General features: G+C 60.5%; 17 protein-coding genes. 5 read left to right on the forward strand and 12 right to left on the reverse strand.

Going from position 1 to position 23573, the window contains the following annotated elements:
• Nucleotides 1-18 precede the first annotated feature (18 nt).
• From KTF55_RS02280 to KTF55_RS02290, 3 genes are all read right to left on the reverse strand, one after another.
• Entirely contained in the window at nt 19-1008 is a 990-nt protein-coding gene (locus KTF55_RS02280) for a PTS sugar transporter subunit IIB (protein ID WP_148332486.1), read from the reverse strand.
• A 405-nt stretch (nt 1009-1413) separates the two neighbouring features.
• Entirely contained in the window at nt 1414-1842 is a 429-nt protein-coding gene (locus tag KTF55_RS02285; RefSeq protein ID WP_195625035.1) for a hydrogenase maturation nickel metallochaperone HypA, read from the reverse strand.
• Between the two features lie 30 nt (nt 1843-1872).
• On the reverse strand, nt 1873-4650 hold the full coding sequence (locus KTF55_RS02290; protein ID WP_217107432.1) for an FAD-dependent oxidoreductase: 2778 nt from the start codon (nt 4648-4650) through the stop codon (nt 1873-1875).
• A 191-nt stretch (nt 4651-4841) separates the two neighbouring features.
• Between KTF55_RS02290 and KTF55_RS02295 the strand changes: the two genes are divergently transcribed.
• The 3 genes from KTF55_RS02295 (at nt 4842) to KTF55_RS02305 (ending at nt 8305) form a co-directional block, all read left to right on the forward strand.
• Nucleotides 4842-5504, forward strand: coding sequence for a TetR/AcrR family transcriptional regulator (locus tag KTF55_RS02295; RefSeq protein WP_217107431.1), 663 nt, complete (start codon nt 4842-4844; stop codon nt 5502-5504).
• Nucleotides 5505-5567: 63 nt separating this feature from the next.
• Entirely contained in the window at nt 5568-6575 is a 1008-nt protein-coding gene (locus KTF55_RS02300; protein WP_117770274.1) for a DUF5692 family protein, read from the forward strand.
• A gap of 233 nt (nt 6576-6808) precedes the next feature.
• Nucleotides 6809-8305, forward strand: coding sequence for a hypothetical protein (locus KTF55_RS02305; protein ID WP_117770273.1), 1497 nt, complete (start codon nt 6809-6811; stop codon nt 8303-8305).
• Nucleotides 8306-8378: 73 nt separating this feature from the next.
• On the opposite strand, the gene KTF55_RS02310 is transcribed toward KTF55_RS02305, so the two are convergent.
• From KTF55_RS02310 to KTF55_RS02325, 4 genes are all read right to left on the reverse strand, one after another.
• Nucleotides 8379-9731 carry an ATP-binding protein gene (locus KTF55_RS02310; protein ID WP_117770272.1) on the reverse strand — a complete coding sequence of 451 codons (1353 nt, stop codon included), beginning with the start codon at nt 9729-9731 and terminating at the stop codon, nt 8379-8381.
• A gap of 244 nt (nt 9732-9975) precedes the next feature.
• Complete coding sequence (locus KTF55_RS02315) at nt 9976-10170, reverse strand: hypothetical protein (RefSeq protein ID WP_226790497.1); 195 nt, start codon at nt 10168-10170, stop codon at nt 9976-9978.
• 131 nt (nt 10171-10301) lie between these two features.
• Entirely contained in the window at nt 10302-12929 is a 2628-nt protein-coding gene (gene clpB, locus KTF55_RS02320) for an ATP-dependent chaperone ClpB (protein ID WP_117770270.1), read from the reverse strand.
• 183 nt (nt 12930-13112) lie between these two features.
• Nucleotides 13113-13784, reverse strand: a complete 672-nt coding sequence (locus KTF55_RS02325) for a hypothetical protein (protein ID WP_217107430.1) — start codon at nt 13782-13784, stop codon at nt 13113-13115.
• A gap of 234 nt (nt 13785-14018) precedes the next feature.
• On the opposite strand from KTF55_RS02325, the gene KTF55_RS02330 reads away from it, so the two are divergent.
• Together KTF55_RS02330 and KTF55_RS02335 are read left to right on the forward strand one after the other, a co-directional pair.
• Nucleotides 14019-14687 (forward strand): hypothetical protein, encoded by a 669-nt coding sequence (locus KTF55_RS02330; RefSeq protein WP_117770268.1) that lies wholly within the window; start codon nt 14019-14021, stop codon nt 14685-14687.
• 540 nt (nt 14688-15227) lie between these two features.
• Nucleotides 15228-15875 carry a hypothetical protein gene (locus tag KTF55_RS02335; protein WP_117770267.1) on the forward strand — a complete coding sequence of 216 codons (648 nt, stop codon included), beginning with the start codon at nt 15228-15230 and terminating at the stop codon, nt 15873-15875.
• Nucleotides 15876-16287: 412 nt separating this feature from the next.
• Here KTF55_RS02335 and KTF55_RS02340 read toward each other — a convergent pair whose 3' ends face one another.
• The 5 genes from KTF55_RS02340 to dnaK all read right to left on the reverse strand — a co-directional run bounded on the left by KTF55_RS02340 (nt 16288) and on the right by dnaK (nt 23333).
• Nucleotides 16288-18588: a hydratase gene (locus tag KTF55_RS02340; protein ID WP_117876923.1), complete on the reverse strand. Its 2301-nt coding sequence runs from the start codon at nt 18586-18588 to the stop codon at nt 16288-16290.
• A 444-nt stretch (nt 18589-19032) separates the two neighbouring features.
• The gene (locus tag KTF55_RS02345; protein ID WP_006235210.1) at nt 19033-19449 is read right to left on the reverse strand and encodes a heat shock protein transcriptional repressor HspR; all 417 of its coding nucleotides are present in this window, start codon (nt 19447-19449) and stop codon (nt 19033-19035) included.
• Between the two features lie 72 nt (nt 19450-19521).
• On the reverse strand, nt 19522-20487 hold the full coding sequence (locus tag KTF55_RS02350) for a DnaJ C-terminal domain-containing protein (RefSeq protein ID WP_117876925.1): 966 nt from the start codon (nt 20485-20487) through the stop codon (nt 19522-19524).
• Nucleotides 20488-20595: 108 nt separating this feature from the next.
• Nucleotides 20596-21438, reverse strand: a complete 843-nt coding sequence (locus KTF55_RS02355) for a nucleotide exchange factor GrpE (RefSeq protein ID WP_217107429.1) — start codon at nt 21436-21438, stop codon at nt 20596-20598.
• Nucleotides 21439-21440: 2 nt separating this feature from the next.
• Nucleotides 21441-23333 carry a molecular chaperone DnaK gene (gene dnaK / locus KTF55_RS02360; protein ID WP_006235214.1) on the reverse strand — a complete coding sequence of 631 codons (1893 nt, stop codon included), beginning with the start codon at nt 23331-23333 and terminating at the stop codon, nt 21441-21443.
• Nucleotides 23334-23573 lie beyond the last annotated feature (240 nt).

Raw genomic sequence — 23573 nt, forward strand, 5'->3', positions numbered from 1 at the left:
GTATCGGACCCTCCTTTACTATGCTTGAGCGGCCAGTTCGGCCTTAGCTTTCTTCAACATGGCGTCGAGATCCTCGGAGGAATCCGAAGGAACCTTGCGGACCTCGAACTTGACGCCCTTGGCCTTGAGAGCCTCGAGAGTCTTGACGTCGTCATCGCCCATGGCGACGGCGTTGGTGACGACGACCTTGCCCTTGGAGTGAGCCATGGAACCGATGTTGACTTCCTTGATGTCGACGCCGGCCTCGATGGCCTTGAGCAGATCCTGCGGGTTCTCGAAGAGCAGCATGGCCTTGGTGTCACCAAAGCGCGTGTCCTTGACGACCTCGGCCATCTTCTTGATGGGCACGACGTTGGCATGGACTCCCGGAGGGGCAGCCTGCTCGATCATGGTCTTGCGGAGCTCGTCGTGAGCAACGCCGTCGGAAACCACGATGATGCGGTTGGGGTTGATCTGCTTGGTCCACGTGGTGGCCACCTGACCATGAAGCAGACGGGTGTCGATACGGACGTGGGCAATCTTGATGTGCCCGTCGCCGATGACCGTTCCCGGAGGAATGGCGCCTGCAGGAGCAGCGGCGGCCGCAGCCGGCTTCTTCTCCTCGGGCTCCAGAGACTCGGGCTTGACGCGCACGCCAGCCTTAGCCTCAGTCACGAGATGTTTTGCGATCGCATGTGCAGTGTTCTTTGCGTCAAAGCGCTGCGAATATGCCTCGATGAGCATAGGCAGGTTGACACCGGTGACGATAGCCCAGGAATCGTGGCCCTCGATGAGCCCGCTGATCTGGTTGAACGGCGTGCCGCCCCACAGATCAACGAGGAAGAGCACCTGCTCCTGGTCCTCGAAGGAAGCGACTGCTTCCTCGACCTTGGCACGGAAGTCGTCGGGGCCCATGCTCGGCTCGAGCGAGACCACGGCAACAGACGGCTGATCGCCAAAGACCATCGAGCCCGTCTGCTTGATTCCAGCTGCCAAGTCCCCGTGGCTAGCAAGAACAATACTTACCATCACATAACCTCCTTTTTGTCTACGTATTTCCTACACGACATGAAAGGAGTATACCTGTTTGGATTGTGGAATTATAGCTAAATTCGCAAAAGGTTGGATTATTTGTTTAAACGTCTAAGTTTGTTACAAGTTGATTACGTTACTGCTTTTTGACTCATTACACGACAAGGCGTCGCTCATCAAGCCATGCATTTTACAGATACAAGCAGGCTGTTCATTAATATCGATTTTAGGCAAGCGCGAATGCGCTTGTACTGCCGCTATTTTGTTTAAACAGACATGGCTTGACTATTTTCGTGACTTATGGTCTATGAAACCACTCAAAATAGTTGCGGTGGAATAGTTCTTGTTTAAGAGCCAGAAGGCTGAATTTAGGAACTATTTCACCGCAACTTATAGGGAATCCTAGGCGATGTGGAGGGGGTTGGCGGCGTCGACGGCGTCGGGGGCGTCGGAGAGGCCATCAGGAGCAGCGCCTGCCGGGTCCTCGTCGGGGGTCTCGATCTGTTTGATCATGACCTCTTGGCCCTGCAGCAAATAGGTCTCGCCGCTACCGCAATGGGGACAGGTCTTGCCGTGCTCGACCGTCGCGTAGTCGCAGCCGCACGCCTCGCAATGTGTCACGGCCTCGACGGGCTCCACGATAAGCTCCGCGCCCTGCGCGATAGGCTTTTTATCTGCTGCCCAGCGCCAAGCGTCGAGCAGCAAGTCGGGAACGACGCCCGAGACCTCGCCCAACAGCAACGTCACGCTCGAAACGCGACGCACGCCATGAGCGCGCGCCACGTTCTCGACATCGCGAATGATGTGGTAAACGATCCCCAATTCATGCACTTTTTCTTCCGCCGTTCCCGTTATGGCTACTTACTTGCGACCGAACTTAATCTTGATGGCGCGCTTGAGCGCGTACTTGCCGAGGCTTGGGAGCTTTTGCTCGTATTTGACCATCGTGGAGCACTCGGGGCGGTCGCGATCCAGATGGATGGCGTCGAACGCGCACTTGGTGGTGCACAGGCCACAGCCGATGCACTTGTTGGGGTCGACGATCGAGGCGCCGCAGCCCAGGCAGCGGGCGGTCTCGGCGCGCACCTGCTCCTCGGAAAAGGTCTCAACATACTCGCTAAACGGTGCAGCCTTCTCGCGCTCGCGGTCCACGTGGGCAACCTCGCGGCTCGCGTTGTCGTAGCTCTCGAGCACAACGTCGTCGCGGTCGAGCGAGGTGTAGCGGCGCTGGTTGCGGCCGATGGTGAGCGTGGAGCCCGGCTGCACAAAGCGATGGATGGACACCGCGGCCTCGTGGCCGGCGGCGATGGCGTCGATGGCAAAGCTGGGGCCGGTGTAGACGTCGCCGCCCACAAAGATGTCGGGCTCGGCAGTCTGATAGGTCTGGGGATCGGCAAGGGCACCCTGGCCGCGGCCGAGCTCCACTTTGGAGCCAGCCAGCAGGTCGCCCCACACAATGGACTGGCCAATCGACATGACGACACGGTCGGCATCGACACGGCGCAGGTCGTTCTCGTCGTACTCGGGCGCAAAACGGCCCTCGTCGTCAAAGACACGCGTGCAGCGCTTGAAGGTGATACCGCAGACACGACCGGCCTCGTCCAAGTGAATCTCCTTGGGGCCCCAGCCGCAGCTGATGTGCGCGCCGTCCTCAACGGCCTCGCGACGCTCCTCCTCGCTGGCGGGCATCTGAGCCTCGCTCTCCAGGCAGAACATCTCAACATGCTCAGAGCCCAGACGGCAGGCGTTGCGGGCAACGTCGATAGCCACGTTGCCGCCGCCCACCACAATGGTGCGGCCGGGCAACGCGTCGATCTTGCCACTGTTGACCTCGCGAAGGAAGTCGACGGCTACGGTCACGTCCTCGGCATCCTCGCCCGGAATGCCGGCAAGGCGGCCGCCCTGGCAGCCAATGGCAACGTAGAAGGCCTTAAAGCCCTGCGCGCGCAGCTCGTCGAGCGTCACGTCGCGACCGACTTCCACGCCATAGCGGAACTCGGCACCCATCAGGCGAATGACCTCGACCTCGGCCTCGATAACATCCTTCTGCAGCTTAAAGCTGGGAATGCCGTAGGTAAGCATGCCGCCCGGGTGCTCGTTCTTCTCGAACACGACGGGCCTGTAGCCCTTCTCGGCCAGATAAAAGGCGCAGGACAGACCGGCCGGACCGGCGCCGATGATGGCGATCTTCTGGTCGAAGCCGCCGGCACGCGTCGGGGTCACCACAGGTGGGACATAGCGGGTCGCGGCATCCAGATCGCGCTGGGCGATGAACTTCTTGACCTCGTCGATGGCCACGGCGGCGTCCACACGGCCGCGGGTGCAGGCATCCTCACAGCGGCGGTTGCACACACGGCCGCAGATAGCGGGCAGCGGGTTCTCGCGCTTAATGAGTGCTAGGGCCTCGTCATAGCGACCCTGCGCCGCGAGCTTCAAATAGCCCTGAACGGCAACGTGCGCGGGGCAGGCCGTCTTGCAGGGAGCGGTGCCGGACTCGTGCGTCTCGATGCGGTTGTCGTTGCGGTAGTTGGGCGACCACTTGGTGTGGTCCCACTTGGTGGCATCGGGCAGCTCCTGGCGCGGATACTCGGGCACCTGTCCACCGGCCTTTTTGCTACAGAGCTTCTGGCCCAGTTTGGCGGCGCCGGCCGGACACACCTCAACGCAGCGACCGCAGGCCACGCACTTGTCCTTCTCGACCTTGGCGACATAGGCCGAGCGCGACAGGTTGGGCGTGTTGAACAGCTGCGAGGTGCGCAGGGCGTAGCACACGTTGACGTTGCAGTTGCAGATGGCGAAGATCTTGTTCTCGCCGTCGATGTTGGTGATCTGGTGCACAAAGCCGTTGTCCTCGGCCTGGCGCAGGATGTCGTAGACCTCGTCGCGGGTCACGTAATGGCCGCGATCGGTCTCGACCACGTAGTCGGCCATATCGCCCACGGCGATGCACCAATCGGCCGGGTCGTCGGCGCAGCCCTCACCCATCACGCGACGGCTCGCGCGGCAGCTGCAGGTGCTGGCGGCATACTTACCCTCGTATTTGTCGAGCCAGTGCTCGATATGCTCAATAGGCACCGACGTGCTCGCGGCATCGATAGCCTTCTCGACCGGAATGACATGCATGCCGATGCCGGCACCACCGGGCGGCACCATCGGCGTGGCCTTGGACAGCGGTCCCTTGGACGCCTGCTCAAAGAACTTGGCATAGACCGGGTGCTCCTCGAGCTGGCTCACGCGCATGTTGAGGAACTCGGCGGAACCCGGCACCAGCATGGGCAGCACCCACTGCTTGGCGCGCTCGGGGTTTTCCCAGTTGTACTCGAGCAGACCCGTGTAGCTCATGTCGTCGAGCATCTTCTCGATATCGGCTTCGGGCATGCCGGTGAGCTTGACCATCTCGGGCAGCGTATAGGGACGGCGCATCTTCATCTTGCAGAGCACTTCGGCCTGCTCGTCAGTCGCGGCCTCGGCAAACGACCAGTACTCGTAGCCCAGCAGCTCATCGCGATGCAGCAGACGGTTGGTGCAGTGCTCGCACAGCTTGACGATGGCCTCGCGCGGATGCTCCGGCAGCGGCGGCACGAACTCCGAACCGATGTCGGGCTCGGTGTAGCTAATCCCCGGTCCGTTGAGAATCATGGTTGTCCCTTCTCTTGCCACAGCCCGGCGGGACCGCGGCGCCCCTCTTTTTTTTGCAGGCCGGGCATGCCCCCATGCCGTTCACCCGCCATTGTTGACATTGTGTCAAAAATAGTATTGACGAACCGTCAACAATATTCAAGACTGTTAGGCGAACGGTCAGGCAAAAGAGGATGAAAGGCGGCAAAAACATGGGCAACAACACAGCAGATACCTCTGTGGTCGATACCGTTCCCGCATCCGATAGCGCGGCAAAGCGCCTGACGGGCGACGAACGCCGTCGCGAGATCCTCGATGCCGTGCGCACCGTAAGCTCCGAGCTGGGCGTGTCCCACCTATCGGTATCGGCCGTGACCAAGCGAGCCGGCTGCACGCGTTCATTGTTCTACCACTACTTCGCCGACATGGACGCCGCCGTCACCGCTGTTATGGACGAGGCGATCGACGGCTTTATCTCCGAGCTCGAGCAGTGGAACGCCGACCGCACCGTCGGTGATATCGAGGGCGCGCTCGACACCGTCGCCCCGCTCTTTAAGCGCCTGGTCGCCAGCGGCCACGAGCTGCCGAGCACGCTCACTTCAAGCAGCGGCGCGCTCTACGGCGGCTTTTTGCACAACGTGGTCCAGCGCGTGGCGCAGTATATCTGCGACACCACCGTGGTGGACTTTGTCGCCCATCATGAGCTACGCATCGACCATGTCTACGAGACGTTCTACACCCTCATCATGGGGTTGTTGATGTATATCCGCACGCACCCCGATGTGCCCGACGAGACGGTCAAGGAAATCATCGCCTCGACACTCCACATCGAGGGCTATACCGCCAAGTATCCGGAGCGCAAGCCCCAGAACTGACGACATTTGGCCAAACTGCCCGCGATCAGAAGAGGGGCCGCGGGCGTGTGAAAGGAGAGCAGCATGCTGTTCGATGTTTGGGGTAGCGATACCCTTATCCACTGGGCCGGCTGGGCCATGGTCTTTATTGGCCTGATCGTGCTCAACGAAGTCGGCCGCCGCACCAAGCTGGGCGCGGCAATCATCTTTGGCGTGGCTCCGCTGGCCATGACCATCTACTGCGTCGCCATCGCCGTGGGCGTTTCGCAAGGCGCCGAGTGGGCGCTCACCAACCCCACCCATGTGTACCAGAACAGCTGGTTCCACTACGCCAAGGTATACGCGGCGCTCGCCGGTTGCTGGGGCTTCATTGCCATTAAGTACCAGTGGGGAAAGATCGGCAAGGCGCATTGGTTCCGCGCTTGGCCGTTTGTGATCGTCGCCATCAACATCATGATCGCCGTCGTATCCGACTTTGAGAGCGCCTATCACTTCTTTGTCCTGGGCGAGTCCACCTGGGTCACCTCCGAAGGTGCTACGCAGCTGGCCGGCTGGAACAACGTGTTCAACGGCATCGCCGGTCTCATCAACATCTTCTGCATGACCGGTTGGTGGAGCGTCTACGCCTCCGAGGATCAGACCGATATGCTGTGGCCCGACATGACCTGGGTCTACATCATCGCCTACGATATCTGGAACTTCTGCTACACCTACAACTGCCTGCCCACCCACTCCTGGTTCTGCGGCTTTGCGCTGCTGCTGGCGCCCACCGTCGCCGCCTTTATCTGGAACAAGGGCGGCTGGATCCAGAACCGCGCCTTTACGCTGGCTATTTGGTGCATGTTTGCCCAGGTATTCCCCTACTTCCAGGAGGAGTCCATCTTTGTGACCCACTCCACGCTCGACCCCGGCGCCGCTACCGCGGTCTCGATCGCCGCACTGGTCGCCAACGTCGCCGCGATCATCTACATCGCCTACCGCGCCAAGAAGCTCGGCCGCAATCCCTACAAGCAGGATGTCTTTGAGGGCACCAGCGATTGGGAGAAGGCTACCGCTCGCCGCGCCAAGGTGGATTACGCACACGCCGAGTAACGCGCCCGGCGCAGACATCGCTTGAGCACGAAGCAGCATAGCCGGCTCCGCGCAACTCAACGCATTGTAGAGCCCCCGGAATGTGATTCGTTCGCGTTCCGGGGGCCTTTTGCCGCCGCGAGGATGCGGCCGAACGATGCGCTCAGGTTAAATCGGATCTTATATTTCGCACGCGCTTTATATGGCTCCATTTTTGGGTACAGTGTTGTCCCGATATTGAGCTTGGGGGATGTATGAATGATGAGACGATGGGCCAAGAGGATGCGGCCCAAGATGCAGAAGCTTGCGCTGAGGCCTTGGAGAGCTTAGACCGGATTTCACTCGATGAGATTGCGTTTGACGATTCGGGCGTTGATGTGCAGGATGAGCCGGAAACCGAGGCGCAATCCGATAATCAGGATGCAGGCGACGTTGAGCCTGCCGAGGATGAGGCAGATCACGAAGGCACCGAAAGCGAGGCCGGCAACCAGCCCGAATCCGACACGGGCGAGGAAACCGTCTTGCTCGACAGCTTGCCGGCCGAGGATTCGCTGACTCGCGAGCTTCCTGGCCTGGGTTCCGCACCAGCCGTGGACGAGACCATCGCCATGGGCGATATACCCCTGCCGTCCGTTCCCTCGGCACGCGAGGCCGAGGTCCGCCATCGCAAGATGTCGCCCAAGCGCCGCAATCTGATGGTCGCCGGTGTCGTGGCCGTCGCGCTCGTCGCCGGCGGTGCAGGCTATGCTGCCTGGAACGGATATCAGCAAGAGCAGGCTGCCGCTGTCGCCGCCAATGCCCACACGATGATGTCGGTGCAGATTGGCATGCATGCCGCGGGCCTCGACTGTTCCACTGGCTCCAAGATTCCCGTACAGGTGAGCGGTCAGGATTCTGACGGCTCCTCCGTGAGCGAAACGCTCTATGTTGACGAGCACGGCCGCGGCATCAAACTGCTGCCCGGCGATTACACGCTCTCCATCGCTGCCTCCCCCATCGCGGCCGACGGCACCATCTATACCGTCCCGACCACCAAGACGCAGGTCACCGTTAAGAGCGATGGACAGGATTTAAGTGCCCAGGCCACCTTTAAGCTCAAGGTGCCTTCGGCCGACACGGTGACTGACGACCAGATCGATGCCGCCGCCAAGTATGCCGAGGAGGGCGGTGCGAGCTCCGCCGCGGCTGCCAAAGTGCTCCAGCAGGCAGCAACCGCGCGGCGCGACGCCGCCGTCAATGCCGTGAGCGCGCAAAAGGCACAGGCGTCCCGTGATGCTGACGCTCGCCACAAGGCAACCGACCTCTACCAGCTCGATATTCCCGTCGAGTGGTACGGCAAGGTCGCAACTTGGCAAAACGGAAGCACGCTATGCATCTATCTGGGCGACGACGCCAATACGCCGCTCGTGACGCTCGTCGCGGTGCGCGAGGGCGAGAGCTTTACGCCCGATGAAGGCGATACGGTTTTGGGTGCGGCCAATCTAGGCAACGGTTATACCGTCTACGCCAGCGGCCCCGTCTATCCGTACGTGGTGCCCCAGACCATCAACGGGCGGACGCAGAATCCCGTGTCGACCTACCCCATGGATACGGCCATTGAGCTTGTCGAGCTGACGACCGGCAACCGCTATACGTATAGCCAGATCAAGAACGACCTGGTGGGTAAAGACGGCAAGGCCGATGGTGCCACTAAGCTCGAAACCGACTACCTCGCGCAGATCCTGCTGCCGAGTATCAAAGCCCAGGACTAGCCTGGCGCAGCAAGGTGCTCCCCAACCGTGATGAAGGAGCCAGGAGGTCCTGACCCCACAGGCCCATAGATGATTAGGCAAGGAGCCACTTCCATGCGGGCATAACGTGTACCACACCGTGCTCGCATGGAATATCGGTCTGTTCATCCATGGTAACGATTGCCGACTCGCCAAGATCAAACTGGGCCATCGAGGCATCAAGCGCGGCGATTTCGCGCTCGCGCGTTTTCTCACTTGCCATATCCGCACTCACCTGAATCAGGCTATAAGCCCGCATGAGAAGCGCATCCCCAGCCACAAAGTCCACCTCATGGCTTTTGCTCTTCTCTTTGATTAGCAGGCGGCAGACCGAGCCGGTCCTCACCGCGGGAGTCCTTCTTCTTAGCGCATTGAACACTGCGGTCTCGAGCCTCTGGCCCTGGTCCAATGCCGATGCGGGAGAGAATGCTCCAAACATCGCAGGGTCGACAGCGTAGACCTTAGACGCAGACCGCATGTTATTTGCCAGTGAACGCGTGAACTCCGGCACAGAAAATAACAGGTAGGCGTCCTCATAATACTCAAGTAAGTCGCTGAGCGAATTACGACTGACGGGTATCTGTCTGCTCTTGAACTCGTTGTACACTTTGTTCACTGACAGCTCTCGTCCCGAAGATGCCATACACCGCGTCAAGAACAGCGATGCCAGGCGAGGGTTCTTGACGTCGTAACGTTCAACGACGTCCATGGCGACCGTTCGCGAAGCATATTCCTGTAGCAGCTGAATCGCGTCTGCAGGCGTCTGCTCAAGTGTCGCGATGAATCCCCCTCGTTCAAGATACCCGATCAGATGATGTCGAAGCAGCGCTGCATCGCTCGGGGAAAAGGTCGCATCTGACTCGAGAACGCTCCCCGTCTTATATCGAACGTATTCCGAAAAACTCAACGGAAAAAGCTCTCGCACAAGAGAACGACCCCTGAACTCGCTCTTAAGTTCTGAGGACAGCATCTTAGAAGAAGATCCCGTCACATAGACGGTCGCTTTCTCCGTATCGACTACACGCCGCAGAAACGCACCCCATTCGGGAATTTCCTGGATCTCGTCAAAGAAAATGTAAGCGCCCTCGGTTCGAGCAACAGGATACAGCGCATAGAACGTGTCGAGCACGTCCGCCAGCAGCGATGGCTCATACGGGCGCAAGCGCTCATCCTCAAAATTGAAGTAAAGCATCCGGTCAAGCTCGACGCCCCGGCTCTGAAGCCGCCGCATCTCCTGATACAGGCGATACGTCTTTCCACAACGGCGGGCCCCCACAATCACATTTACGATGTTGTCGCGCTTTGGCTCCTGTGGGTTTCCTAGATCAAGGTCTCGCTCAAAGACCTGCGGAACCCCCTGCTGTTCAAAGTCCTTTATTTTCTGGGCGATCAAGTCGTTGAATGCCATGATTCTCCAATCTTGCTCTCTAGCTAATCAAAATTATAGCGATTCTTGATTAATTAGAGATCAAGATTATGTCTGACTTGATTAACACTTAAGCAAGTTTTTTCACTATTACTGCTCGAAGGATGCCGAGTGGCTGAGAGGGCAACCAAGCTCGAATGCGACTCCCTGGACAGTCGATTTGGGACGGGACTTTTTTGACTACCCCGTCCCAGGAAATCATCGCCAAATTAGCTACTTGATGCAACTAGCGCCAGGGGTCGGCTTCGAACAGCGGCTCGCGCTCGGGGCGGCGATCGCTGTAGGGATCGTAGCCGTCATCGTCCTCGTTCTCGGCACGGATGTAGGGGTCGCGCGGCTTGGGCGCCGGCTTAGGCACAGGCTTGGGTGCGGCGGGTGCGGCATCGGTCGCCGGCGCGCTTGTCTTGATCTCGTCTTTCATCTGCATAGCTCCTCGCATCGCATCCGTTCAATATCATCGATTGTCGCACGAAAAAGGGCGGCGGACCCAATTGGATCCGCCGCCCTTGGCGTTTAGAGACGGCTGGTAGATTTTAAGGCATGGCCCAAAACCTACTCGGCGTCGGGGACCTCGTAGGTGGCCGCCGGCGTGTTGTCGCACACGACGGTAAAGCCGCCGTCCTTGTCGGCATCGACCGTCACCTGATCGCCCTCGCGCACCGTGCCGTCGATGATAGCGGCGGCGATGGCATCCACGACCTCGCGCTGAACCAGGCGCTTGAGCGGACGGGCACCGAACACGGGGTCCAGGCCACCCACGGCGAGCATCTGCTTGGCCGCCGGGGTGATGGCAAGCGTCATGCGCTCCTTGGCCAGGCGTGCGCGAACGTCGGCAAGCTGGATGTCGACAATCTTCTCGATCTGCGCCATGCCGAGCGGATGGAACACCACGATATCGTCGATACGGTTGAGGAACTCGGGGCGGAAGGTCTGAGCCATGGCGGCGTCGACCTGATGGCGCATCTCCTCCTCGTCCTTACCGGACAGATCGGCGATGGCCTTGGAGCCCACGTTGGACGTCATGATGATAATCGTGTTCTTGAAGGACACCTGGCGACCCTGGCCATCGGTCAGACGGCCGTCGTCGAGCACCTGCAGCAGCACGTTGAAGACATCAGGATGAGCCTTCTCCATCTCGTCGAGCAAGATCACGGAGTACGGACGACGGCGCACGGCCTCAGTGAGCTGGCCGCCCTCGTCGTAACCCACGTATCCTGGGGGCGCACCGATCAGACGCTGGACGCTGAACTTCTCCATGTACTCGGACATGTCGATACGTACGAGCGCGCGCTCGTCGTCGAACAGGCACTCGGCAAGTGCCTTGGCGAGCTCGGTCTTGCCCACGCCGGTGGGGCCCAGGAAGAAGAAGCTGCCGATGGGCTTGTCCGGATCGGAGAGGCCCGCACGGCTGCGGCGCACAGCCGCGGCGACGGCGGAGACGGCCTCGTCCTGGCCGATGACGCGCTTATGCAGCTCACCCTCCAGGCCCTTCAGCTTGTCGAGCTCGCCCTGCATCATCTTGGACACGGGCACGCCGGTCCAGGCACTCACGACCTCGGCGATCTCATCGGAGGTCACCTGCTCGTTGAGACCCTCGCCGTCCTTCTGCTTTTGTGCCTCGAGCGCAGCCTCGGAATCCTGAATCTGCTGCTGCAGACCCGGAATCACGGAGTAGCGCAGCTCGGACGCACGGCCCAGGTCGCCGTTGCGCGTCGCGCGCTCCTCTTCGCTTCTGGCCTCGTCGAGCTGTCCCTTAAGCTCCTGCACGTGGTCGATGGCGTTCTTCTGGTTGAGCCAGCCGGCCTTTTGCACGTTGAGCTTTTCTTGGACCTCGGCGATCTCTTGGCGCAGGGCCTCCAGACGCTCCTTGGAGGCGTCGTCGGTCTCCTTCATGAGCGCCTGCTCCTCGATCTGCAGCTGGGTGAGCTGACGCGTGGTGGCGTCAATCTCGACCGGCATGCTGTCGAGTTCCATGCGCAGGCGGCTTGCGGCCTCATCGACCAGGTCGATGGCCTTGTCGGGCAGAAAGCGGTCGGCGATATAGCGATCGGAGAGGTCAGCAGCGGCCACGAGCGCGCTATCGGTGATGTGCACACCGTGGAAGATCTCGTACTTCTCCTTGAGGCCACGCAGGATCGAGATGGTGTCCTCGACGGTAGGCTCGCTCACCATAACGGTCTGGAAACGACGGGCGAGCGCCGCGTCCTTCTCGATGTACTTGCGATACTCGTCGAGCGTGGTCGCGCCGATCGCGTGCAAGTCGCCACGGGCAAGCGCCGGCTTGAGGATGTTGCCGGCGTCCATGGAGCCCTCGGTGGCACCAGCGCCCACGATGGTGTGGAGCTCATCGATGAACAGGATGACCTTGCCTTCGGACTTCTGTACCTCCTTGAGCACAGCCTTCAAGCGGTCCTCGAACTCGCCGCGGTACTTAGCGCCGGCGACCAGCGCGCTCATGTCGAGCTCGATAAGGTCGCGGTCGCGCAGGGTACTCGGCACGTCGCCGGCCACGATACGCTGGGCGATGCCCTCGACGATGGCCGTCTTGCCGACACCCGGCTCGCCGATGAGCACGGGGTTGTTCTTGGTGCGGCGGGACAGGACCTGAATGGTGCGACGGATCTCGTCGGTACGGCCAATGACCGGGTCGAGCTTGCCGGCGCGGGCAAGGTCGCAGATATTGCGGCCGTACTGTTCCAGCGCCTCAAACTGGGTCTTGTCCTCGGCGGACGTCACGCGGTCATCGCCGCGCAGCTCCTCGTAGACCTGCTCGATGCGCTCCTTGGTGACGCCGGCGTCGCGCAGCACACGGCCCGCCTCGCCCTTGTCCTCGGCAAGCGCCATCAGCAGATGCTCGGTCACCACAAAGCTGTCGCCCATCTTGGTGGCCTTCTTCTCGGCCTTCTCGATGACGCGGACGAGCTCGTTGGACAGGCCCATCTGCTGACCCTCGCCCGAAACCTTGGGCGCGCGGTCGACGGCATCCTGCGTGGAGCGTGCGAGCTGGGCCGGATCAGCGCCGATGCGCTCGATGATCACGGAGATATTGCGCTCGCCGGCACCGAGCAGGGCAGACAGCAGGTGAATCGGCTCCACCGCGCCGGCCTGCGCATCGGCAGCCGTGCTCATGGCGGTCTGCAACGCCTCGCGCGACGTCATTGCTAGCTTATCGATTCTCATGGAATCACCTCTCTTGGGGCGGCCGCCCTACGGGGCGGCTTCACGTTGTTCGAGAAGTATTGTTGCCAGCTTTGTGCGATCTTATACATAAATCTAAGTCTCTATATATAAGATTTTCTGAGTGTTCCCACGACATGCAAACCACCACAAAGGGGACAGACACCTTTGTGGTGGTCGCGGTCTCTACTTCTTCGCCGGACCCGTACTTCCCGATTCGACGGTCCAGGGCATCTCATCCTCGAACAGCCATGTACGGGCAGACCCACTATCGCGTGCAGCCTGCGGGTCAGGCAAGCAGGTCTGTTTATAGGCATCTTGGATACACTGGCCCATAAAATCGTTGAGCTCGGTCTGGTCGCCCTCCATGACATAGGCGACATCGCCGTCCATGATGTAGATGCCCGGACCCTCATTGTCCTCGTAGCCCGGATCGTACGAGACATCACATAACTTTGCGCCGTTTGCAGTGTCCAGCTCGATGGAAGAGTGGCATCCGCCAACCATGTCGTTCGCTTTTGCCCGATAGGACGCATATCCATACCAGCGCTTAAAGATTTTGCCCTTGAGCAGCTCGGACGCCCTGTCGATCAGACCAGAATCCGTGGTATAGCGCATAGCCCCAAGCTGAATGCGTGGATAATTACTAATGCCCAGCGCAGCCGGTTGCTCATCAAAATCAACGGTAATGGTCTCAGGCTTGTCGTCGCCGGTCAGAAGTTCGACAGATTGAGTCACAGGCTTGACCACCGGCTCCGTCACCGCAGCAGGTAGAAATGCCATACCGACAGCGCCCGCGCCAACCACAGCGATCGCAAGCGCCAAGACAATCAATCCAATACGGGCAGGACTTCTCACAGCAAAGCACCTCACAATGCAAACCCGCGCCATTTGTCCTAATGATACCGCCGGCTAACACTATCACCAAAAGAAGCCGCGCGCTCCCCACCACCACAAAGGGGACAGGCACCTTTGTGGTGGTTTTCGACGCTAACGGTCGACCATCTCACGCCATGAGATTAAACTTGAATTGTTCTCTGAACATATCCATTTCTGCCTATCCTCAACAGCTCTTTGTCTCGAGGAGCGCATATGAAGCCGTCTCATTCCACCGGTCGCAACGTCATCGCCATTCTCGCCATACCCATCGTGATGCTCTTCCTTATCGTCATCACGCCCTTTTCTTTTGGTATCGCCTCGCCCTTCGATCTTTGCGGGATGATCGACGCCGGCTCGCGTGCCACCTCGCTCTCCTTTGTCTGCCGTGGCGTGTTCTACGAATATGCAATTCCCACCGGAAGTTGGCAGTCCAAGTTACCGTTGCTCGGCAAGGTCGACGGATGCTCTCCTTATTTCTGCCTCGAACCTCAGACAATGAATTATCTGATCGACGACCAGCCCCTTGACTCCATCACCCTCGCCTACGACTACGCACCAAACACCGATGAGCGCCACATGAACCAAGTCCTCGACAAGCTGCTTGGACAGTGCGGGCTCACCGCGGAAGCCGGTCGAACCATCTATAGCAACCAGAAATTAAAGCGAACAGAACTCCGCCGTGTCGGAAAAATCAAAGGGCGAAACGGGGCCGCCTACTGGGATGCCTGGGCAACACGCGACAAGGGCGAATTCGGACACAGCACCTATATGGTCACTGTCTACACCAAAGACGGAATTAAGGACAATGTTGACGATTTCGCGTCATCCAAACTCGGCATCCCCAAAACAACCAAACCCGCCAGCCCAGATGAAATTCTGTAGAGGTGCCCATTAACATGCCGCTCAACGATCACAACAACATCGAGCTCGTCCCCACCGCCACAAAGGTGCCTGTCCCCTTTGTGGCGGTTTTCGACAAAAAGAAGCCGCCCCGATAACAGAGGCGGCATCAAGCAAGCCTATTTATTAGCGTCCCTCAAGACCCAACGAAAACGCAGCGATGGAATCGAGAACCGACAATAGCCCGTTCGCACAGATAGAGGCGGAGATTCAAGGTCAGAGTCCGGCTTAAACGGCTTAGCTATCGCACGTCACAACGTTCTCGTCGTCCTCCCTATCGTATTTATAGTGCTTACTGTGAAAATAGTGAGTTTAGTGAGAATAGTATCGCTCAAGACTCGTGAACTGAATTATTGACCTCTCGCCCAGAATGAGTGGGGCAAATATTCCTATTAGAGGTCAAATCGAAGCCCAATAGGGCCTTTTCGCCCCGTCATTTCGACCGATCGCTTTCTTTTGAATATTGTCGTAAGCTGGTATCACTTATCTTAATGAATGCATACTGTTTGCGAGGTACCCGCCGTGAAACGCTCCACCTATATCGGCCTGCTCGTCTTAGCGTTTGCGATTACCGCAGTCGGCGTAGGAATTATCTATCTCGCATTTCTCCCTGCCTCGGCAACGCAGGCGGCGGTTGAAACCGTAAGCTACCCCATCGAAATCCTCACCGATATCGTCAAACCCGATTCGATCACCGTCGATTTCGACGGTACGCCCGCAGCGCTTGGGGTCAGTAACTATCCCCGAATCGAACTTGGAGCCACGCGCTATACCCAAGATGAGCAGCTTATCGGTAAGGCAACCAGTTTACTCAAAGGCAAGACGTTTAAGCGGTGGTACGGCGCCGCAACATATCGAGCCAAGAACGGCCAAATGGTTGGCGGGTATCATTCGACCCTTGAGCTCGATGCGGCAAACGGGAGCAAATTGTGCAACGTCTCATACGACCCCGGCTGCGTGGACAATGAAGGACCGGGGGTCTATATCTCGGATGGCGACGTAATCTACGTCATGGAGGGCGACCAGACGGCAGTCGTCGATTTTATGGATCGGTGTACCGAGGATGCCTACGAACAAACCTGCGAGCCCGATCCGCAGACAGCGCGCAACAGTGGCTCGGCACGCACTTGGCTATTTGACGATGAAATAACCTGGACCCCATCGAAATAAGGACCCGCCGGGCAGGCACCTTTGTGGTGGTTTCGGCTCCGATGTTCCACTGTCTCGATCTGTAACATCTAGCGGCCCTTTTCGATCCTAGATGTTACAGATTGAGATGAAATGATCGGCGGCGATCGTTTGTCTCAATCTGTAACAACCGCTCGTCAAATAGGGGCCCAGATGTTACAGGTCGAGACAAACGGAACCACCGCAAAGGCGCCTACCCCTTCATGGTGGTTTTCGACAAAAGAAGCCGCCCCGATAACAGAGGCGGCATCAAGCAAGTCTATTTATTAGCGTCCCTCAAGACCCAACGAGAACGCAGAAATGTAGCCCGGGGCTTACCCTTTCCCGAACGCGACCCTCGCGAAGCGCGTGAGCGGGCGGGAAAGGGTAAGCCCCGGGCGGACAATTAAGTGCGTTACTCGGCAGCGGCCTTGAACTTGTTGTAGTTGATCAGGCAGCCGGCCTTGACGATGGCACGCTCCTCTGCCGTCATATCGGCAATGTAGAGCTCAATCTGCTCGACCGCACCGTCGGCGCGCACCACGTAGGCGGCGATGTCCTTTAGGTCACCGTCGAGCGCGGCACGGATACCCGGCACAAAGACATAGTCGCCCACCTCAAAGCTGGGCTCGGCCTCCATCTGGAAGGGCACCATACCCCAGTTCATCACGTTGGAGCGATAGCGCTTGGTGGCGTACTCGTGGACGATGTTGGCCAGACCGCCGATCACGCGCTGACAGCTCGCGGCCTGCTCGCGGGCGGAACCGTCACCGGGCTTCTTGGCATAGAGCATGGAGCCGTACTCAGTCGCCTTGGCATCGGCCGCGACACCCGCGCCGACCAGCGCCTCAAACACGCCCGCAAGCTCGGCATCGAGTGCCGCCAGATCGCCTGCTGCCTCGCCGGCAACGCGGCGCTTCTCCACGGCGTCGACCTCCTTGGAGCGACCCACGTAGGCCGGATCGCGACGGCTGAGCGTAAACTCGGCCAGGCCCAGCGGGTTGGAGCGGAAGGAGCTCGTCTCGCCCGAAGGAATGAGCTCGTCGGTCGTGGTGACCGGATCCATGATCTTGGAGCACACCTTGAGCAGGATATCGTCGCCGAGCGGCTCCATCGCGGGCCACGGCTTGATGTTGGGACCCTCGACCAGCTCGTCGGCAGGCTCCGCCTTGCCAAAGCCCCAGTACACGCGCTTTTTGTACGGCGCGTCGTCAAAGGTGTACTCGCAGGCCTCGTCCCAAGTCTCCTCGGGCAGGTCGGTCGCCGGCGTCAGGACGCCGCCGTTGGCAGCCGTCGCCGCAATGGAGCGGGCGTCCATCAGGGCCACGGCGCTCAGCTGGCCATTGCCCGGCTTGGAACCCTCGCGGTTGGGGAAGTTGCGCGTAGTGTGGCGGATCGAAAGGCCGTTGTTGGCGGGCGTGTCGCCGGCGCCGAAGCACGGGCCGCAGAACGCCGTGCGCACGATCGCGCCGGCCTCCATGAGGTCGTAGATGTAGCCGCGGCGTGTAAGCTCGAGTGCCACGGGCTGGCTCGTGGGATAGACCGACAGCGAGAACTCGCCGCAGCCGGTGTTGGCGCCCTTGAGCACGCGGGCAGCCTGGACCACGGAGTCGTAGTTGCCGCCCGAGCAGCCGGCGATAACGCCCTGCTGCACGTGCAGCTTGCCGTCGACGATCTTGTCGAGCAGGCTAAAGTGCGTCTTGCCCTCGCCGATCTTGGCGGCCTCGAGCTCCACCTCGTGCAGGATGTCCTCGAGGTTCTCGTTGAGCTCGTCAATCTCAAAGCCGTTGGAAGGATGGAACGGCAGCGCGATCATGGGCTTGATGCTCGACAGATCGACCTCGACGCAGCCGTCGTAGTAGGCGACATCGGCGGGCTTGAGCTCGCGGTAGTCGTCGCCGCGGCCGTGCATGGCCAAAAACGCGTGTGTGTCCTCGTCGGTGGCCCAGATGGAGGAAAGGCAGGTGGTCTCGGTGGTCATGACGTCGACGCCGTTGCGATAGTCAGTCGTCATGCTCGCGATGCCGGGGCCCACGAACTCCATGACCTTGTTCTTGACGTAGCCCTTGGCAAAGACGGCGCGGATGATGGCGAGCGCCACATCGTGCGGGCCGACGCCGGGGCGCGGAGCGCCCGTGAGGTAGATGGCGACGACGCCGGGATAGGCGACATCGTAGGTGTCGCGCAGCAGCTGCTTTGCCAGCTCGCCGCCGCCCTCGCCCACGGCCATGGTGCCCAGGGCGCCGTAGCGGGTGTGCGAGTCGGAGCCCAAGATCATCTTGCCGCAGCCGGCGAAGTTCTCACGCATAAAGGAGTGGATGACCGCAATATGGGGCGGAACGAAGATGCCGCCGTACTTCTTAGCAGCGGAAAGGCCAAAGACGTGGTCGTCCTCGTTGATGGTGCCGCCCACGGCGCACAGCGAGTTATGGCAGTTGGTGAGCACGTAGGGCAGCGGGAACTGCTCCATGCCCGAGGCACGCGCCGTTTGGATGATGCCGACAAAGGTGATGTCGTGGCTCGCCATGGCGTCGAAGCGGATCTTGAGCGCCTCGGGATCTCCGGACGTATTGTGTGCCTGGAGGATCGAATACGCGATGGTGCCACGCTTGGCATCCTCGGGCGTCTGCGTAATACCGCGCTCGGCAGCCTCGGCCGCAGGCACAACCTCGCTGCCGCCGCGCAGGTAGATGCCGTCCTCGTACAGCTTGACCATACTGTCTCCCACTCTGCCCGAAAGGCTCGGGCGCATAGCATACATTCATTCAATATCGTGCCATAGAACAGTTGCGAGTGGGTTGCGAATCTGCACGTTCACTTTATCTCGGTAAAGTAAAGGACGAGCCCCTTGCATCACTCTCCTAACAAGGAGTGTCCCAAAGTGCCGGCACAAAAGGAACGTCCCCAAGTGCCAAATGCCGCAAGAATGTCCCCTTTGACTAGTCATTTAAGAACGTCCCCAATGACTACCCTGCCGTATCCGGAGCAAGGCAACGCCGCAGGTAGAGGACGGACAGCGAGCGACGTCCAGAGCGAACAAGTTGGCATGAAAAAGGCAAGGCATAGACCTTCTGGTCATGCCTTGCCTTTTGAATGACAAATTGTCGCTCTGGACGTCGAGCAGCGTCGGCCCGTTACGCGGTTTGGTAAAACCGCGTAACTACAAATCCCCGCCGGCGCCCAGCAGCTTGCGCATGACTTGCTCGGGGTTAACTGAGCCGTCGCGCGGGGCCAGGGCGGTGATCTTCTTTTGCATCTTGTACTCGTGCAGCTCGTCCTCGAGCTGGCGTACGCGGGCGCGGAGCTTCTCGTTCTCGCGTTCGCGCTCCTCGGCACGCTCCTTCATATCGAGGATGCGCACCACGCCGGCGAGGTTGATGCCCTCGTCGGTCAGTTGGTTGATGAGCTCCAGGCGCTCGATATCGGCACGCGAATACAGACGCGTGTTGCCGCCCGAGCGCTGGGGATTCACCAAGCCTTTGGACTCGTAGACGCGCAGAGTCTGCGGGTGCATGCCGGTCAGCTCGGCCGCCACGCTGATCATGTACAGCGGTTTGTTCCTATTGTCCTCGGCCATGCTACCTGACCCCTTTCCGTCTCGTTATCGTCCATCATAAGCCCGTGGGCGCGGGCGTGCGCCGCGACCGCCCTAGTACGTCGCCTTGTAACGGTTGACCTTCTCGCGATAGTCGCGTGTGTCGGTCTCGCGCAGCTTGGTCATGGCATCGCGCTCGTCATCGGATAGGTTCGTGGGGACCTGCACCTTGATCTCGACGAGCAGCGCGCCTGTGCGGCCACGGTGCTTAACGTCGGGCGCCCCCATTTCCTTAAAGCGGAACTTCTTGCCCGTCTGGGTACCCGCGGGCACCTTCAGACGAACCGTCGCACCGCCGGGCGTCGGCACGTCCACCGTGCAGCCGAGCGCCGCCTCGTAGACCGAGACCGGTACCTCCATGGTCACGTCGGCACCTTTGCGCTTAAACAGCGGGTGCTCCTCCACATGCGTGGTCACGACCAGGTCGCCGCGCTCGCCACCCGCAACGCCATACTCGCCGCGACGCTTGTAGCGCAGCTTGCCGCCGTCGACCGCACCCGCAGGCACCGAGACCGTAATGGTCTGCTGCTCACCTGTCGAGGGAATGCGATAGGTGACCTTGTGCGTCACACCGCGAAACGCGTCCTCGGCCGTCACATCGACGGTCAGCGACAGGTCGCCGCCCTTGCGAGCACGGCTGCGGCCAGCGCCGGCACCGGCAGCGCCCGCAGCCCCGGCAAAGCCCGAGCCCCAATCGCTGCCCCAGGCGCCGTTGCCGCTAAAGATGCTGTCGAAGATGTCGCCCCAGCCGCTGGCACCCGCGCCGGCACCGTAGCCGCCGCCATACGCGCCGCCCGCGCCCGGCATACCGCCAAACATGAGCATCTGGTCGTACTCTTTGCGCTTCTTCTCGTCCGAAAGCGTCTCATAGGCCTCGCTGATCTCCTTAAACTTGGCCTCGTCGCCGCCGGCATCGGGGTGATATTTTTGCGCGAGCTTGCGAAACGCGCTCTTGATCTCTTTGTCGGAGGCGCTCTTGGATACGCCCAGGATGTCATAGAAGGTTTTGCCTGCAGCCATCGTAGCTCCTCTCCTGTTACGTCCGCCGTCCATGCAGACGACGGCTCATGCTTTCATATGGCACTAGGCCAGAAAGGGCCCCGGGTGTTGCCCCGGGGCCCTTCTCAATTACTCCTCGGTGCTCTCGGCCGTATCGGCCGCAGCATCCTCGGGCGCCGCTTCGGGCTCCGGTGCGGGGCGCTTCTCGCCACCGTAGGTCACCGTCACCATCGCGGAACGCAGGATGCGGTCCGCCATGCGGTAGCCCTTCTGGTACACGTCGTTGACGGTCTCGTCGTACTGCGACGCGTCCTCGACGCGACCCACGGCCTGGTGCTCGAGCGGATCGAACGCCTCGCCCTTGGGGTCGATGGGCTCAACGCCCTCGTGCGCAAACACATCGAGCAGCTTGGCATGCACCGCGTCGACGCCGTCGACGAACTGCTTAAAGTCGTCGGCAAGCTCCTGGCTGCGGGCATGGTCGATCGCACGCTCGATATCATCGACCACCGGCAGCAGCGCGGTGACGAGCTTCTCGGTCGCGCGCTCGCGCTCGGCGATACGCTCATTGGCGGTGCGGCGACGGAAGTTCTCCCAGTCGGCCTGAAGACGGGCGGTACGCTCAGTGGCGTCCTTTGCCTTGTCCTCGGCGGCCTTCTGAGCCTCTGCCGCAGCATCGAGCTCATTGCGCACGTCGGCGAGCTCCTTTTGGGCCTGCTCGAACTTGAGCTTAAAGTCGTTGTCGGCGGCTTCCTCACCGGCGCGGATAGCGGCTTCCACCATCTCGTCCTCGGTCATCGTCGCCTCCTTGTTGGAATCCTCTACCTGGTTCTCGGCAGCCTCGGCGGCCGCGGCCTCGTTGGCCTCGGTATCGTCGACGGCCTCTACGGGAATCTTCACGTCCTTCTCCTCAGAGTCAACGGGGGCGGCACCAACGGCGGCCGCCTCCGTGCGAGCTTTACGGGCGGACATGATTACTTGTCCTCGTCGTCCACAACCTCGTAGTCGGCGTCGACAACGTCATCGTCGGCAGGCTGGGCGCCGGCGGCACCGTCGGTCTGCTGCTGAGCGTCGGCGTAGACAACCTGGGCCAGCTCGTAGGCCACGGACTGCAGGGACTCGCCGGCGGCCTTGATGGCCTCGACGTCAGAGCCCTCGAGCGCCTTCTTGGCGTCGGCGATAGCGGCCTCGGCCTTGGACTTCACGTCGGCGGAAACCTTGTCGCCCAGCTCGTTGAGGGTCTGCTCGGTGGAGTAGCACAGGCTGTCGGTCTGGTTGCGGACCTCGACCTCTTCCTTCTGCTTCTTGTCCTCCTCGGCATGAGCCTCGGCGTCCTTGACCATACGATCGACTTCGTCGTCGGAAAGCGCGGTGGAACCGGAAATGGTGATCTGCTGCTCCTTGCCGGTGCCCTTGTCCTTAGCAGAGACCTTGACGATGCCGTTGGCGTCGATGTCGAAGGTGACCTCGATCTGCGGCACGCCGCGGCGGGCAGCCGGGATACCGGTCAGCTGGAACTTACCGAGCGACTTGTTGTCGCGGGCAAGCTCGCGCTCGCCCTGGAGCACGTTGATCTCGACGCTGGTCTGGTTGTCGGCAGCGGTGGAGTAGACCTCGGTCTTGGAGGTCGGGATCGTGGTGTTGCGGTCGATCATCTTGGTCATGATGCCGCCCATGGTCTCGACACCCAGCGACAGCGGGGTAACGTCGAGCAGCAGGATGCCCTCGACGTCGCCGGTGAGCACGCCGCCCTGGACGGCGGCGCCGTCGGCAACGACCTCGTCGGGGTTCACGGACATGTTGGGCTGCTTGCCGGTCATAGTCTTGACGAGCTCCTGGACGGCGGGCATACGGGTGGAGCCGCCGACGAGGATGACCTCGGTCAGATCGGAGAGCTTAAGCTTGGCGTCGCGCAGGGCGTTGGTGACAGGCTGCTTGCAGCGCTCGAGCAGGTCGCGGGTGATCTTCTCGAACTCGGCGCGGGTCAGCGTGTAGTTGAGGTGCAGCGGGCCGGACTGGTTCATGGTAATGAACGGCAGGTTGATGGTGGTCTGCTGGGCGGCGGAGAGCTCCTTCTTGGCGTTCTCGGCGGCCTCCTTCAGACGCTGCAGGGCCATGGGGTCCTGACGCAGGTCGACACCGTTCTCCTGCTGGAACTTATCGGCCATCCAATCGATGACGCGCTGATCCCAGTCGTCGCCGCCCAGGTGGTTGTCGCCCGAGGTGGACAGAACCTCAAACACGCCGTCGGCGAGGTCGAGGATGGAGACGTCGAAGGTACCGCCGCCCAGGTCAAAGACCAGGATGCGCTGGTCGGTGCCCTGCTTGTCCAGGCCATAGGCCAGAGCAGCAGCGGTCGGCTCGTTGACGATACGCTTGACGTTGAGGCCGGCGATCTTACCGGCGTCCTTGGTGGCCTGACGCTGGGCGTCGTTGAAGTAGGCCGGGACGGTGATGACGGCGTCGGTGACGGTCTCGCCCAGATACTTCTCGGCGTCGGCCTTCATCTTGGCGAGCGTCATGGCGCTCACCTGCTCGGCGGTGTAATCCTTGCCCTCGATGTCGACGACGGCACGGCCACCCTGGCCCTCCTTGACCTCATACGGCACGGTCTTGATCTCGGAGGTGCACTCGGAATACTTGCGGCCCATGAAGCGCTTGATGGAGAACACGGTGTTCTTGGGGTTGGTGACAGCCTGGTTCTTAGCGGCCTTGCCCACGACGCGGTCGCCGTCGGCACGGAAGCCCACGACAGACGGGGTGGTGCGGTCGCCCTCGGCGTTCACGATGATGGTCGGAGAACCGCCCTCGAGGACGGCCATAGCGGAGTTGGTAGTACCAAGGTCGATACCAAGAATCTTGCCCATTAGAAATTCCCTCTCTCTTGTGCGTTTGCACCGACTCGGCGGTCTGCCGAGCGGTGTTTCGGCTTGTCTTTCAGGATGTAGTGTATCCCCTTATGGGCCGGAATATACAAAATCTAAGTCAATTCATATAAGATTTCTTATTGCTGAGAGTTTAGGTTCTTAAATGTGCAGGTAGATGCGCTGATTGAGTTCTCGGCAAATCTATCGAGATCTATGTAGAGATGGCTGAGGCTTGGGTCC

The sequence above is a fragment of the Collinsella sp. MSK.8.10 genome, from assembly GCF_019041915.1.
Taxonomy (GTDB): domain Bacteria; phylum Actinomycetota; class Coriobacteriia; order Coriobacteriales; family Coriobacteriaceae; genus Collinsella.